The following is a 14409-nucleotide window of genomic DNA, read 5'->3' as shown; positions in this document are numbered from 1 at the left end:
ATTGACTGCCTTTTTCTTAAATGCAACATCGTAAGTCTTCCTAATTTCGCCCATAAAAAAATCCCCTCCATAATAGACAGATTAATCGGCTTGCTTTTTTCTGTCTACTATAAGGGGAGCATATCATCTTGGCTGGGGTTCTTACTTGTCTTGTTTCAGTAATGTGCTAGTCGTTACTTTGCATTGTTTCCATCCACCGTTCGAACAGTGAATCTAATCGTTTCTGAATATCTTCACGTTCTTGCTGTAACGAGAAGAGTTGAGTGGCATCTCGACAGATGTCCGGGCTCAGCATTTGAATATCAAGTAGTTCAATATGTTTCTCAAGTTCCGCAATCTGGAGCTCTAGGGAAACATGAGATGATTTGTTTGATGCGTTTCGTTTACTTCTGGATGAGTTGGTAACAGATGCATCGGTAGTCTGTTTTGCTTTTGAAGGCCGAATATCAGTGTTATTATAATTGCTCAGTTGTTCAGATGTAATAATAACTTGCCTAGCTTGAATCGCTTTATAGTCTTCGAAGTTCCCGTGAATGACATCAAGTGCTCCTTGTTTCAGAACCCATAGTTTCCGTCCCATCCGATTGATGAAATAACGATCATGAGACACAGCGAGTAGTGTTCCTGGGAATTCCTCTAATGCTTCCTCAAGCGCTTCTCTTGAATCGATATCTAAGTGATTCGTAGGTTCATCGAGAATAAGTAAGTTAGGTTTCTGGTACATTAGAATGGCGAACCTTAATCGTGTCCATTCACCACCGGATAGGTTACGAACATCCTTGAATACGTCAGGGCCATAGAATAGAAAACGTGCTAGTTCTCCACGGGCTTCGCCTTCTTCCATCCCGACTTGTTCACGGAAATACTGTAGAATGTTCTGTTTCCAGTTCTGAGGCGTCTCTTCTTGGGCTAAATAACCAACGCTTACGCGTGACCCAAGCGTCACTTCACCGCTTGAAGGCAACTCCATTCCAAGTATTAATTTTAGGAGGGTACTTTTTCCGCTTCCATTATCACCCAATAGTATTGCGGACTCACCATAATGCAAGATTTCATTTACATGTTCAAAGAGAGTACGGCTGTCATATGATTTACTTAGCTCTTTCATCACCAGCACTTGTTTCCCAGAACGATCCTCTTGAGATAACTGAAGGTCCATTGTTTTACGCTCTAAGATAGGTCGTTTTAACTTTTGCATACGATCTAACGCTTTCTGCATCGATGCAGCGCGACGATGAAACCCTGGATTAGGTGGATTTGAACGGTTGCCCCATTCTATGAGTTGTTTGATTGTTTCTTGCATCTTTTTAATTTGTTTTTGTTGTTCTTGATAATCAGCAAATTGTAATAGGAGGCGGGTTTCCTTCTCCTTCATATAGCCACTGTAATTTGTATGATAGGTAAAGGCTTCACCATCTTCGATCTCTATGACTTTGGTAACGATTTTATCAAGAAAATATCGGTCATGGGATATGGCAACGACACTGCCAGGGTATTCTGTAATGAATTGTTCAAGCCATTCAATGGCTGACATGTCCAAATGGTTGGTTGGTTCATCTAGTAACAAGATATCCGGTTGCTTCAAAAGGAGAGAGGCAAGGCCGACTTTCGTCTTCTCACCACCAGAAAGGGAAGAGAAAGATCTATGATACTGATCTGTAGCGATTCCAAGGCCATTGGCAATACGATCAATAGAAGCCTCCATCTGATATCCGCCAGCCTGCTCAAATTGCTCTTGTAGACGTCCATACTCTTCAAGCCAACCTTTGTACAGATTCTCATGATGAGCATGTTGTGGGTCAGATAGCGCCTGCTCAAGCTCTTTCATTCGAGCTTGCCATTCTAGAGGTTTCGCAAAGCTGAGTAATAATTGCTCATATGTGGTAGTACCTACAGTTTCAACAGGGACCTGTTCTAGAAATCCAATTCTAGCTCCTTTACGGATTGAGATTTGTCCTTGATCTGGACGCTCTTGTTCTCTAAGAAGATGAAGAAGTGTGGTCTTACCGCACCCGTTACGGCCGATTAATCCCACTTTCTCACCAACGCGTATATCCATCGTAATATCGTTTAGAACAAGCTGAGCACCGTGGTATTTCTGGACATTTTTACATTGAATCATCATGATATATTCCTCCATAGATGCCACCTAGCAACAAAAAGCCACAGGGAAATGTCCCTGTGGCTAGATCAAACAACGTTTATTTCAAATATAAGGAATTATAAGTTGCACTTTATGATTCCTTATATTTTCACGGAAACTGATGATGTCCTTAAAAAAGAACAATCTAGAAGTTTCCTCACGGTTGAAGTCAAGGTAGGAGTGGCATTTCGCAATTTTGATTTAAATGAGAGATCTTGTAAATAGACAGACGGGTAGCGTCAGTTGTCATTTTATAAAAAATGCCGAACATTCCCGACGCCAATTGGTTGACCTTCTCATTTGCAAAATTGTGATTCACTCTTACCTCACCTCCCTTTTAATTGAATAGAACTATTCTATAACCAATGCGGATAGAAATCAAGATGGATACTATAAAAATTTTAAAAATAAAATGGATTTGCATCTTAATCCTGTATATAATTAGTAACAGTCTAGGGATGTTATATTTAATTAACAACTACTATTAGGAGGTACTTATGTCACAAATAACTGTTGGTATTGTAGGATATGGTAATTTAGGTAGAGGCGTAGAGAAAGCAATTCGACAAAATTCGGATATGACACTAGCTGCTGTATTTACCCGTCGTGAACCACAAGGTGTAACTGCAAGTGTTCCGGTTCTTCATATCTCAGAAGCTGAGAAGTATAAGGATACGATTGATGTGATGATTTTGTGTGGGGGATCCGCAACGGATTTACCTGAACAAGGTCCTTACTTCGCTAAAATGTTCAATACCGTAGATAGTTACGATACGCATGCATTGATTCCTGATTATTTCGCTAAGGTAGATGCTGTCGCTTCGGAAAATGGACATGTTAGTGTGATTTCAACTGGTTGGGATCCAGGGTTGTTCTCACTAAACCGTATGTTAGCTGAAGCTATTCTACCTGAAGGTAAAGAATATACATTCTGGGGGCGTGGCGTGAGTCAAGGTCATTCGGATGCCATTCGCCGTGTTGAAGGTGTGAAGAATGGTGTTCAGTATACAATTCCTGTAGAAGATGCTGTAGCGAAAGTGCGCGCTGGGGAAAATCCACAGTTAACGACTCGCGAGAAGCATCTACGTGATTGTTATGTTGTGGCTGAAGAAGGTGCAGATCTAGCTCGTATTGAGCAAGAGATCGTACAAATGCCTAACTATTTCTCAGATTATGATACTACGGTTAACTTCATTTCTGAAGATGAATTGAAGGACAAGCATTCCACTATGCCTCACGGAGGTACTGTACTTCGCAGTGGACGTACGGGAGACAACAATACTCAGATTATTGAATTTGGATTGAAGCTTGACAGCAATCCAGAATTCACTGCAAGTGTTCTAGTGGCGTATGCTCGTGCAGCGTACAAGCTAGCTAAGGTAAGTCAATCAGGAGCTAAGACAGTCTTTGACATTCCATTTGGTCTGTTATCACCAAAATCAGCTGAACAACTTCGTAAAGAATTGTTGTAGAAGTAATTACTTTCTTTAGTGAATTGAAATAGAAGGAGGGTGTCTCGGTAGCCATGGTAATGGTTGCTGGGACACCCTCCTTTTTTCGTTAATGATTTACGTGGATGCTCTAAAGAGCATTAATATTTATCCACAATGGCTCCTAGAACAGCTCCCCTGACATAAGGTTGCCCCTTAAGGATCTGTAGTTCCTTCGCGTTACCTGTAAGGACAACACCTAGAAGCCGAATGTCAGACTCGCTCGGTTTTGCTTTGTCTCCTCTCAAATAATTGTAAATTCGATTGAACTCATATTCATATTTCCCCTCAAGCCCTTGCTCCAATGATGCTATAAAGTCTTTTTCGTTCATTTGTGGTCCGTCCAAGTGGATACCGAACCCGAATACCCAGCTTTCAAACAATGGGTTTGCGAAGCTGATGTTACCATTTCCATCTTTGTAGGGATCATAAAACTTTCTATTATCATACGTATCGACCCAATACCATACCTGTGTTAGCTCGGGAGGAATCATCTTTCGTACCTCAGCGAGGGAATATGGCTTATCAAAGGAAATGGCCATTTCAACTAACTTGTCTTGATCCATTTGCTCGAGAGCAGACAGATCGTTCAACACCTTACCGTTATAGTTCACATCTGGAATGTAGAAGTTCATCAACCGCTGCCCGGTAAGTCCGTTATATGAACGAGTATATTCATAACCTTCTCGAATCATATCAGGATCAGGAAGAGATAAGCTTAAACCGTTGACACTGCCACCAATGTTTGCGAAGGGGAGGAATGGAAATACATTATAGACCGTCTTCTTAGTTCGCCAAGGAATCGGTACGCCTTCAACCACTTTGTATATGTTGTATTCTGTTGTACCTGATAAAAAACCATCTTGACCTGTAATCCCTGAAATATATTGATTGGGTCCACTGATATTCTTGAGCGCATACTCATCTTTCGATTCTTGGGAGGAGCTTGAACTAATTAGCTGAATATTAAGAAGGAATCCTCCGAATAAAACAACGACTGTGACGATTAAAGAGATGATAATATTTCGGATGAATGTTTTTCGTTTCGCTTTTTTGATGAGATTTGATAAGTTCTTATGATCTGGTTCTTCCCAAGGGGCTGTCATTCTACATCACCTCTGGATCTTTTTTGGAATTGCTTACGAGCCTGAAATAATCCTGATTTAATGTTTGAGACTTTCACCCCGAGCAAATCAGCAATCTCTTGGTAAGAGAACTCCATTTCATATTTCAAATAAGGAGTTGTTTGTGATGAGGTAGTATTTCGCTAAGAACATACTCAATTTCTGCGCGTTTCTCTTTTTGTAATAAATGGTCTTCTGGTAAGTCTGAATCCGCTACCTCGACTGAATCGATCGGCACCTGAATCCATTTATTTCGGCGACAGAGATCGTAGTAACGGTTGATAGCCACCTTGTATAACCATGCACTGAATTTATTAGTTTCTATTGTTTCGATGTATAAGAAAGCTTTATAGACAGTATCCTGTACGATATCTTCAGCATCAGGTGGTGTGGCTCCAAGACGAATTAAGTATTTTTTTATTTCAGCTATCTTAGGTTGGAGTGCTTGCTGTAACTGCCCGGGTTCCATGCTTCACCGCCTTTCACATGTATAACGAACAAGTATGCCAAATGTTATATGGAAATCAAAAAAAGACTCATCTGTTTGAGTCTTCCTATATGTGATGCTTATGTATAGTTGGTATATTGCTTTCTAAGTCGCATGTAATACAGCCATGTTCTGGCGATGAACGAACCAAAGGAGAGGACAACGAACGTAAGTGAAATCATGCTGATTATTTGTAGTGTATCTAAATTGTTATTAAACGTCGTCGATTCCATACTAAACTTTATATTTAAAGTATTAATGAGCATCAAAGGAAGAAATAGACATGAATAGGTGGTCGCTATGCGTCTTGCATGTTTTAAATGATGTGATTTGTCACTGTAGATCTGTGGTCGTTCTTCTCCCGCTGAATATTGACGGCTCCATAGGGTCCATTTTAGAAAAGGAGAATCGGATATGAAAGCATTCTTCCAACCGGAATCTCTGTGTAGGTCATTGTAACTTTCATCTGTAGTATTCTGAAAATCAGCACAATAACTTACTTTCCGCGGGTTACCTATTATAAAGTAGAAAGTGATTCCTCTTTTGCTCATACGATAAAGATGATAACCTTGTTCTTCCATAGATTCGAGCCAGTGTTCAAGTTTATCTGGAGCATACATCCACCCGAACTTTCTTTTAACAACCATTTGGCCTGAACGTTTTAATTGCTTTTCTTTATTCTTACTTCGTCTTATTTCAGATTGATCTATGTCATGAAGGGCATAAAGTGGTATATTTTCACGGGACAAATCTTTGTTTGTCTTATTAATTTTGATTACAGAATAGTTAGAAAGAATCCATAGAGCTAATACAGCACTAAAATAAATGTATGTTAAAATCCAATAAGGGCTTTCAACCACTTTAGATGGTGTATCTTGAGAGAATGCAACTAAGCTAAATATACCGACAAAAAGGATGGTCATCGTTGTCAAATAGATAGAAATACTACCGAAGATATACATAATCAATCGATTATGTTTGATGATTCCTTCACGAACAGGGGAGGTCTTTATTAATTCAAAAGGTTTCTCATTCGTGATTACGTGCCAATGACCGCTTTGCGTAATCTTCGTCCAACCCTCTTCTAATAAAGCTTTAGGCAATGATTCGGACTGTATTTTATCGTATACGAAACGATACGTTATTGTTGTAGGATCACCTTTAATAAAGAAAAAGTAACGTGTTCCTCGATTCAATCTCAGCAAATAATAACCCATTTTCCGCCATAGACGAAAGCCACGCTTCTGTTTTGTTCACATCATAGCTCCAAAATGGCCTAAATACTTTTGTTATCATCGAAATCCCCCTCGTACTTTAATGCATTCTGGTGCAGTTCTTTAAGTCTATTGATCTCAACAGTGATTAATCTTTGTCCGAGCTCAGTGATTTCATAAACGGTTCTTCTTTCCTCATCCGCAAATACAGTTATAATGCCATCTTTTTGCATTTTTGTTAGTGTTCCGTATACCGTACCGGATCCCAAACGTATTCGCGAGCTTGTAATTTCTTCTACATGTTTAACAATGCCATACCCGTGGCGAGGTTTGGTTAAGGACAAGAGGATATAAAATGCCGTTTCTGTCATGGGAATATATTTAGTTAACACTTTTTCGATCATGTCTTAGAAGATCACCTTTCTACTATTGAATCAACTATGTCACGACATGACTATATCACGGTGTGACATATTGGTCAATGATACGCAGTTCATCACAAAAAAAGTGTTCCATGGGTCTATTAGACCGATGAAACACTACTAGTGGATCAACTTTTAGATTGAGAAATAACGTAGGAACATTTGGTGCCACCTGTTGATAAGCACTCTGTACGATTAACGTCAACTTGCAGGAGTGATTTGAATAATTCTAGTTCACAGTGGCAAGCATGTTTATATTGATTGGCAATCTGTGAAATGGGACAGTTATATTCTTGAATTATAAAATTCCCGTCGTCACTTTCTTCACATTCGGCCATATACCCATTCTCGTTCTGTAGCTTCGTAAGAAGTAGGATTTTTTCAGATAAAGGGAGTCCGGTCATGTTGGTCGCATATTTCTTCTCTAACTTACTTTTACGTCTATCGAAGAGATGGTTGATCAAATCTTCACCAGATTCTTGTTCAAGCTCACCAAGTAAATCAAGGGTTAACGTATGATAGGTTGCGGGGAAGAAACCTGCAGCCAATTCACTCAACCGATAGACCGCCGTAGGTCTGCCCATGGTTTGGCGAATCGTATCCGATTCAATGTACCCATCTCTCTCAAGTGTGCTTAGATGGCGACGAACGGCCATTTCAGTAATCTGTAATTCGTTCGTGATATCCTTGGCTGTAAGAGGTGCTTTTGTCTTTAGCATATGGACAATTTGTTCCCGGGTGGAGAGTTCAATCGGTCTGTTCATACGCGCCCTCCAAGGTTTAAGAATGTTGTTTTGCTGGCATATTCGCACAATCATCTTCACAATCTGTTGAACAGAAGCCATTATGGATATCTTCACATTCTTCGCAACAAATATGTTTGGCATGACAAAGGGTATATGCGCAATTTATATAACGGTCTTCAGGCTTGCCGCAATGATGGCACGTAGCAACAATGATATCTTCATCGGTATGATTGATAGGCACGGAGATACGTTCATCGAACACATAACATTTTCCATCAAAAAGTTTTCCTTGTACTTCAGGATCCTTACCATAGGTAACGATTCCTCCATCCAATTGGGCAACATCATTGAAACCTTCATTCATTAAGAATCCCGTTAGTTTCTCACAACGGATTCCTCCTGTACAATAGGTAAGTACCTTTTTATCTTTGTACTGGCTTAAGTTCTCTCTGATCCATTCAGGAAATTCTCGAAAGGACTCTACATCGGGACGGATTGCATTGCGGAAATGACCGATCTTATATTCATAATCGTTGCGGCCATCAATCACGACAACATCATCTTGTTGAAGTTGTTCATGGAATTCGACAGGGGACAATCTTTTCCCAGTTATGATATTGGGATCTAGTTCCTTCTCATATCGGAATGTCACAAGCTCCTGTTTATGTCGAACGAATATCTTCTTAAAAGCATGTTCAGGAGATTCATCAATTTTGAATATCATATCGGCAAACAATGGGTTTGCACGAAAATGACTCATATATTGGTCTGTTTGTTCCACAGTTCCTGATATTGTGCCGTTAATACCTTCCTCAGCGATGATAATGCGTCCTTTGACGCCGAGGTCCTTACAGTATTGTAAATGATCTGCTGTAAACTGTTGTGGATCAATAATTTTTACAAATTTATAGAACAATAGTATATTGTACTGTGGTTGATCTTGAGTCATTTCTAATCACCTTGCCTAATAAATTTTTGTCCTATTAATTGTAGATGACCTTCACCTACTTAGTCAATATAGAAGTATATAAAGGTAATAAATACACACACATCGAGGAGTGTTGAACATCATGGAGATTTTTCTAGTTATATTAGTGCTACTTGCCATTATTGGCATATCTAATATATTAAATCGTTTCGTTCCGTTTATTCCTGTTCCATTATTTCAAATCGCCTTGGGGATGGCAGTAGTCCTAATACCCCCAGGCATTCACATGACTTTAAACTCCGAGTTGTTTCTTGTACTGTTCATAGCACCTCTATTATTTAATGATGGTAAAAGAACACCAAGGCATGAATTGTGGAACTTACGAGCACCCATTCTGATGCTTGCGCTGGGGCTCGTATTTGCTACGGTTCTCGTGGTTGGTTATATGATTCACTGGATGATTCCTTCCATACCCTTACCAGCTGCGTTTGCTCTGGCAGCGATTCTCTCACCGACAGATGCTGTAGCTGTTGGAGCTATGGCAGGGCGAGCTAATCTTCCTAAGAAAATAATGCATCTGCTCGAAGGTGAAGCCTTAATAAATGATGCTTCCGGTTTAGTTGCTTTTAAATTTGCAGTGGCAGCCATGGTCACAGGTGCATTCTCACTTGGAAATGCTACATTTAGCTTCTTCGTCATTGCTGTGGGTGGACTTGTTGTTGGGGCTGTAGTGTCATTGTTTATTATTTGGTTAAGAGTATTTCTACGCCGTCACGGCATGGAAGACATCACGATGCATATGTTAATCCAGTTGTTAACACCATTTGTAATTTATTTAATTGCAGAGGAGTTTGGTCTGTCAGGAATCTTAGCTGTAGTGGCTGGGGGCGTTGTACATGCCATTGAGAGAGATCGTACTGAATCCTCGTCCAATCTGAAGCTGCGAATCGTATCAGAGAGTACATGGTCTATCGTTCTATACATATTGAATGGGTTGGTGTTTGTTATTCTAGGATTACAAATTCCAGATGTGACAAGTGTTATTTTTGAGAATAGATCCATTAGTAACTTTTTGGTGATCGGTTATATCCTCATAATTACAGCGGCCTTAATCCTTCTACGTTTTGCATGGGTGTATTTGTACTCAAGAGGATCATGGGCTGTTCGGAAAAAAGATGAGCTTGAGAAACCTACATTTCTGGCGGCTGTATTAACGTCCCTATCTGGGGTGCGTGGCGCGGTGACGTTGGCAGGGGCTTTTTCTATGCCACTTGTACTTCAGAATGGAAGTCCTTTTCCGGAGCGGGATTTAATAATATTTATAGCCGCGGGCGTGATTTTGTTAACCTTAATTATTGCAAGTATCACGTTACCACTACTGTCAAAAAGTGAAAAGGTCGCGGAGGAAGAAAACCCAGATGCGCTACAGCAAGCTTCCAAAATAAAAGTGCTGAAGGCAGCTATACAAGGGATTAGAGGAGAAATAAACGAAGATAACGAAGCGGCAGCTCTATCCGTGATTTCAGATTATAAGAAAAAGATAGAACAGCTTATGGGGCATGAAGCTCTTCAGAATACGGATTCCAAGTCTCGTGAATTGATCTTCGATATCCGACTTGCTGGGATACAAGCTGAACGCGATGAGATGGAAAGATTGTTATCCAAAAAAGAAGTTACACAAGAGGTAGCAGACCGATTCCAAGAGATCATTGATCAGATGGAGATTCTATTATCTCAACGATTAAAAATGCGTCTGTTAGTATCTATGTTTAGAATTAGACGACTCATTCTGAATATGGTGCATTCAGAGAAGACAAAATTGACGGATTCACAGGACCCTACGGAGTCGTTAAAAGAAGTGAGTATTCTAACGGCTAAGGCTGCAATCACAGCCATTCATAATCGAATGAATGAAACCAACAGGGACGCATCTCTACGTGTGATTTCACAGTATAATCGTACGATTGAAAGATTAAGTAGTAGAGAATGTAAGCAATTCGAGGAAGATGAAGAGTTCCAGAAGCATAGGGTTGAACTCCAATTTAAAGCGATTCAGATTGAAAGGGATGAAGTGCAAGACATGTTCGAATCAGGTGAAATTTCTCGCGGGGCAGCTAACCAATTGCGTCAATTCATTAATTATTTGGAAGCAGGTATGTTAGATGTTGAAGAATTGTAATAAGATGGAATATGGAGAGGGTGTTGTGACAACGTAATAAAAAATGAGGGGGACGTATATGGGCTTCTTAGATGGTCTTATGGGGAATGCTACGCAAGTGGATTTACCTGCTGTGCAGAAGGAATATGCTCAAATATTGGCACCACAAGAGAAGATTGAGAGAGCTTATAAGTTGGTTAGAGACATGTTCATATTCACTGACAAGAGACTTATTCTGATTGATAAGCAGGGGATAACAGGGAAGAAGCTAGAGTATCACTCGATACCCTACAAGAGTATTTCGCATTATTCTGTTGAGACAGCTGGACATTTCGATCTTGATGCGGAACTCAAAATTTATATTTCAAGTAGCACGGTTCCTATTGTAAAAACATTTAACAAGAATGTTAGCATTTATGAGGTGCAGAGCGTACTATCACAGTATATTTTAAGATAAATGTTGTCATAAAGAGTAAAAGAGCAGGAAACATTAGGTTTCCTGCTCTTTTGCGTTTCCTGTTGTTAGATAGATAACAACATTATTTACGTTTCATAAGTTCTTGTCGTACGAGTTGCCAACCTATAAATAGGAGTGCGGCAATCTGTGGTATAAATGTTTCCCATGTGGGATACATTCCAAGCCAAGCGATGGAAGGCAGTTGTTCGACAGCATGCGCCGATAGTTTCCCTGCAATCTGGAGAGAGTGAATGCTCTCACCGAGGAAGCGGAATACAAGGTAGTATATAAGTAACGTTGCCGTAAGGAAAAAAGCGCGTAGCGGTAATCTTACACTTAATGCGATGATGGCATAACCTAATATAAACAGGATTACAAGGGCAATCCCAATGCCTAATAGTAACTGATAGGTGTCAATAGAAGGTGCCATTCCAACATAAAATATGGTTGTCTCTGCACCTTCTCGCAGAATGGCTAGGGCAGACACGGAGAAAAGAGACCATAGACTACCCCTTGCAAGTGCGCTATCCACACGAGCACCGACATAGTTATTCCAAGCACTTGTATTTGACTTGCTGTGTAACCAATGACCGATGGTTAACATCATAACGACGGATACAAGACCGGTAATACCCTCAAATAGCTCACGTGCACTTCCAGAAGCGGCTTGAGAGATCGTGTAGATAAGAACTAGAGCCAGAATGGCACTACCCACTAATCCAGTTAGAGCGCCAGACCAGATCCATTTACGGCCTTTCGTATTATCACTACGTTTCAAATAAGATAGTAACGCGGCTAAGACTAGAATAGCTTCTAGACCCTCGCGTAATAGAATAAGTGCTGCATCCCAAGCAGTATAGGTTTGTTCTCCAACAATAGGCTCAAGCTCAGAAATCATATTGTCCATGATTTGAATAGCTTCGGTAAGCTTTGGAGGATTGGATAAAAGCTGTCCTGTTACAAGTGCTGTCTCATTCTCAATACGCGTGTAGGTTGATGAAGATGATATTTGCACTTTACCTTCTACCGTAGGCCATATGGTAATGAACTGCTCCATTTGCATAATGGCATCCGCGCTCTGACCATCGACTGTCTGCTGACGCGCATCTTTAAGAATATTTAGTAATTCCTCGAGGGAATAAGTCTGATTACTGCTGTCATTACTTAATGCGATCGTCTTCCCTTGGGCATAGTCGCTAAGTAAAGTTAGAAGGGACTGCATTTCTTGTTTAGCTTGTTCTTGCCTAGGTGGTTCAGCTTGAATGGCTACACGTACAAGAGTAATCTTGGTTTCTAGTTGGCTGTATAATGCGTTATTGTCTGCACGAATGGTATTCTCTACTTCGCTCCATTCATCAATCAATTGACGATAGTTCTGCTTCGATTGGCTCCAATCCTCTTGAATGATGGCATTTAATGAATTCTTAGCTGCGGAAAGCAGCAACTGAGCCGCTTTCGGACCTGTCAGTTTGTTAGGATCCACGGATTGTGCATCATTCTGAATTGATAAGACATAGGCATCGACAGCTTTAGCAAGGGTTGTTAATGCCTGCTTCGCTGGTTCTCCACCACCGTTATTTAACTTAAGTGAAGCTAGAGCTAATGCGTTGTCGACATTAGCTACGAGATCACTGTTAGTTTCTTCTAAGGGGTTCTCTGCTTTCACTGAATTCCACAAGGTTTGAAGTTCATCAAGATCACTTGAGGCTTGCTCCCACTCCCCATGTCCTGCTTCGACGAGAATACTACCGACAGCGGGCATTAAATGATCTGGCTTGGAATCATTTGAAGCATAAGCAACAGGATTAGCCCAGTTACACGTGGTTAGTAAGATGATGATCGTAATGACTCGTATGATGAATCCTTTTCTCATGTCTACAATCCTTTCATTTATGATTCGCATCTATCTGGTCTAGACGTAAGGAAACCCTATTCTATATTCGACCGAATAGGGTTTCTCCAATAAATCCGCCTTCTGTCGTTCCAGGGAAGCAAGCAAAGACAGCACTACCCTTATGAACCGCGTATTCGTTTAATAAATCATTATTGGATAAGCGTAGTTGTATGGGGATAAATTGCTTTTGTAAATCTCGTTGGAAACTGATAAAGAGTAAGCCAGCATCCAGTTGGCCTGTTTTGAGATCCATGCCACTTGAATAGGAGTAGGAACGACGAAGCATCTGAATACTACCATCACCATGAGCTAGTGCTACATGAGAATTCGTTGGAATAATGGGTTGACCCTTTGAATCAAGTTCATCCAACTTAAGGGTGTCGAACTCATCCCTTGCTCCAAGTGGAGCACCCGTATGACGATGACGACCGAAGGTGTTCTCTTGATCGCGAAGTGTACTACGATCCCACACTTCAATACGCATACGAACTCGACGTACAGCCATATAGGAACCACCTGACATCCAACTCGTGCCATCGATAGACTGGCTCCAGACCACTTCTTTCATCAATTTACTATCCGTTACATCTGGATTAGCAGTTCCATCTTTAAAACCAAGTAGATTTCGAGGTGTTGCAGATTTGGGATCAGCTTGAGTACTACGTTGGAAGCCTTCCTGTGTCCAACGTAGTACAGCTGTTCCTCGAGCAATTCGGGCTAAGTTACGTATGGCATGAAAGGCTACTTGGAGATCATCTGCACATACCTGAACGCACAAATCACCACCACACCATTCCGGTTCTAGACTGTCAGCCTTGAAGAGTGGTAGCTCTTGGAATGAAGGAGGACGTTTATTCTGTAGGCCAAATCGTGTATCGAATAGAGTAGGTCCGACACCAAAAGTTATTGTACAACGTGATGGTGAAAGCTCTGCAGCTTCACCTGTATCTGAGGGAGGAAGATTAGGATTATCATTCACGTTGCCAATGAGTGACCCTGATGCGATAGAAGCTGATGCTGTAGTCCATTTTTGAAACATTTTACGGAGGTCACTGATGTTATCTGCAACAACATCAAATGCGGCGAAACAGATGAAGTTCTGTGACGGAGTTATAATTCCGGCCTGATGCTCCCCATAGAAAGGAATGGAATCTGGATCTTGAATAAGCGTTGTTGAAGGGGAAGAGTTACTCTTACTCTCAGATGATAGAATGCTACTTATAGCACCCCCGCCAAGCAATAGTCCAACCCCACCAACACCAGCAAGCCGCAGCATATCGCGGCGGCTTAATTTCTTATTCAACATATGATTACTTTGATCGTCGTTCTGATTATCGTGTTCCATG

13 protein-coding genes are annotated in these 14409 nt (G+C 40.8%); 3 read left to right on the top strand and 10 right to left on the bottom strand.

The annotated features are described in order from the left end of the window. Positions 1–166 precede the first annotated feature (166 nt). The gene (gene abc-f, locus PBAT_RS18110; protein ID WP_068651558.1) at positions 167–2125 is read right to left on the bottom strand and encodes a ribosomal protection-like ABC-F family protein; all 1959 of its coding nucleotides are present in this window, start codon (positions 2123–2125) and stop codon (positions 167–169) included. A 515-nt stretch (positions 2126–2640) separates the two neighbouring features. On the opposite strand from abc-f, the gene PBAT_RS18105 reads away from it, so the two are divergent. Beyond that, positions 2641–3615 (top strand): diaminopimelate dehydrogenase, encoded by a 975-nt coding sequence (locus PBAT_RS18105; RefSeq protein ID WP_068651556.1) that lies wholly within the window; start codon positions 2641–2643, stop codon positions 3613–3615. 119 nt (positions 3616–3734) lie between these two features. Here PBAT_RS18105 and PBAT_RS18100 read toward each other — a convergent pair whose 3' ends face one another. From PBAT_RS18100 to trhO, 7 genes are all read right to left on the bottom strand, one after another. Next, entirely contained in the window at positions 3735–4739 is a 1005-nt protein-coding gene (locus PBAT_RS18100) for an anti-sigma factor (RefSeq protein ID WP_068651554.1), read from the bottom strand. Beyond that, positions 4736–4855, bottom strand: coding sequence for a sigma factor-like helix-turn-helix DNA-binding protein (locus tag PBAT_RS26030; RefSeq protein ID WP_246168289.1), 120 nt, complete (start codon positions 4853–4855; stop codon positions 4736–4738). The genes PBAT_RS18100 and PBAT_RS26030 overlap by 4 nt, the downstream gene beginning before the upstream one ends. An 8-nt stretch (positions 4856–4863) precedes the next feature. Beyond that, on the bottom strand, positions 4864–5226 hold the full coding sequence (locus PBAT_RS18095; protein ID WP_246168288.1) for an RNA polymerase sigma factor: 363 nt from the start codon (positions 5224–5226) through the stop codon (positions 4864–4866). A gap of 98 nt (positions 5227–5324) precedes the next feature. Further along, the gene (locus PBAT_RS18090) at positions 5325–6461 is read right to left on the bottom strand and encodes a DUF2812 domain-containing protein (RefSeq protein WP_248912438.1); all 1137 of its coding nucleotides are present in this window, start codon (positions 6459–6461) and stop codon (positions 5325–5327) included. 59 nt (positions 6462–6520) lie between these two features. Next, on the bottom strand, positions 6521–6862 hold the full coding sequence (locus tag PBAT_RS18085) for a PadR family transcriptional regulator (RefSeq protein ID WP_068651552.1): 342 nt from the start codon (positions 6860–6862) through the stop codon (positions 6521–6523). Between the two features lie 146 nt (positions 6863–7008). After that, entirely contained in the window at positions 7009–7644 is a 636-nt protein-coding gene (locus PBAT_RS18080; protein WP_068651550.1) for a helix-turn-helix transcriptional regulator, read from the bottom strand. A gap of 16 nt (positions 7645–7660) precedes the next feature. After that, entirely contained in the window at positions 7661–8575 is a 915-nt protein-coding gene (trhO, locus tag PBAT_RS18075; RefSeq protein WP_068651548.1) for an oxygen-dependent tRNA uridine(34) hydroxylase TrhO, read from the bottom strand. A 121-nt stretch (positions 8576–8696) separates the two neighbouring features. On the opposite strand from trhO, the gene PBAT_RS18070 reads away from it, so the two are divergent. Both PBAT_RS18070 and PBAT_RS18065 read left to right on the top strand, forming a co-directional pair. Next, a complete protein-coding gene (locus PBAT_RS18070) occupies positions 8697–10733 on the top strand; it encodes a Na+/H+ antiporter (protein WP_068651545.1) in 2037 nt (678 codons plus the stop codon). A gap of 58 nt (positions 10734–10791) precedes the next feature. Continuing rightward, a complete protein-coding gene (locus PBAT_RS18065; RefSeq protein ID WP_068651543.1) occupies positions 10792–11169 on the top strand; it encodes a PH domain-containing protein in 378 nt (125 codons plus the stop codon). Between the two features lie 82 nt (positions 11170–11251). Here PBAT_RS18065 and PBAT_RS18060 read toward each other — a convergent pair whose 3' ends face one another. Together PBAT_RS18060 and efeB are read right to left on the bottom strand one after the other, a co-directional pair. Continuing rightward, entirely contained in the window at positions 11252–13042 is a 1791-nt protein-coding gene (locus tag PBAT_RS18060) for an FTR1 family iron permease (RefSeq protein WP_068651542.1), read from the bottom strand. Positions 13043–13103: 61 nt separating this feature from the next. Further along, entirely contained in the window at positions 13104–14408 is a 1305-nt protein-coding gene (gene efeB, locus PBAT_RS18055; protein WP_068651540.1) for an iron uptake transporter deferrochelatase/peroxidase subunit, read from the bottom strand. Between the last annotated feature and the right edge of the window lies 1 nt (position 14409).

The sequence above is a fragment of the Paenibacillus antarcticus genome, assembly GCF_001637225.1.
GTDB classification, from domain to species: Bacteria; Bacillota; Bacilli; order Paenibacillales; family Paenibacillaceae; genus Paenibacillus_AQ; species Paenibacillus_AQ antarcticus.
Note: the sequence above shows the minus strand (reverse complement) of the source record. Positions and strands in the feature narration are given on the sequence as shown.

What these genes read in the sequence shown, in the direction of transcription:
- abc-f (WP_068651558.1), bottom strand. Translation starts at nt 2,125, where the DNA reads ATGATGATTCAATGTAAAAATGTCCAGAAATACCACGGTGCTCAGCTT.
- PBAT_RS18105 (WP_068651556.1), top strand. Translation starts at nt 2,641, where the DNA reads ATGTCACAAATAACTGTTGGTATTGTAGGATATGGTAATTTAGGTAGA.
- PBAT_RS18100 (WP_068651554.1), bottom strand. Translation starts at nt 4,739, where the DNA reads ATGACAGCCCCTTGGGAAGAACCAGATCATAAGAACTTATCAAATCTC.
- PBAT_RS26030 (WP_246168289.1), bottom strand. Translation starts at nt 4,855, where the DNA reads ATGGAGTTCTCTTACCAAGAGATTGCTGATTTGCTCGGGGTGAAAGTC.
- PBAT_RS18095 (WP_246168288.1), bottom strand. Translation starts at nt 5,226, where the DNA reads ATGGAACCCGGGCAGTTACAGCAAGCACTCCAACCTAAGATAGCTGAA.
- PBAT_RS18090 (WP_248912438.1), bottom strand. Translation starts at nt 6,461, where the DNA reads ATGGGTTATTATTTGCTGAGATTGAATCGAGGAACACGTTACTTTTTC.
- PBAT_RS18085 (WP_068651552.1), bottom strand. Translation starts at nt 6,862, where the DNA reads ATGATCGAAAAAGTGTTAACTAAATATATTCCCATGACAGAAACGGCA.
- PBAT_RS18080 (WP_068651550.1), bottom strand. Translation starts at nt 7,644, where the DNA reads ATGAACAGACCGATTGAACTCTCCACCCGGGAACAAATTGTCCATATG.
- trhO (WP_068651548.1), bottom strand. Translation starts at nt 8,575, where the DNA reads ATGACTCAAGATCAACCACAGTACAATATACTATTGTTCTATAAATTT.
- PBAT_RS18070 (WP_068651545.1), top strand. Translation starts at nt 8,697, where the DNA reads ATGGAGATTTTTCTAGTTATATTAGTGCTACTTGCCATTATTGGCATA.
- PBAT_RS18065 (WP_068651543.1), top strand. Translation starts at nt 10,792, where the DNA reads ATGGGCTTCTTAGATGGTCTTATGGGGAATGCTACGCAAGTGGATTTA.
- PBAT_RS18060 (WP_068651542.1), bottom strand. Translation starts at nt 13,042, where the DNA reads ATGAGAAAAGGATTCATCATACGAGTCATTACGATCATCATCTTACTA.
- efeB (WP_068651540.1), bottom strand. Translation starts at nt 14,408, where the DNA reads ATGGAACACGATAATCAGAACGACGATCAAAGTAATCATATGTTGAAT.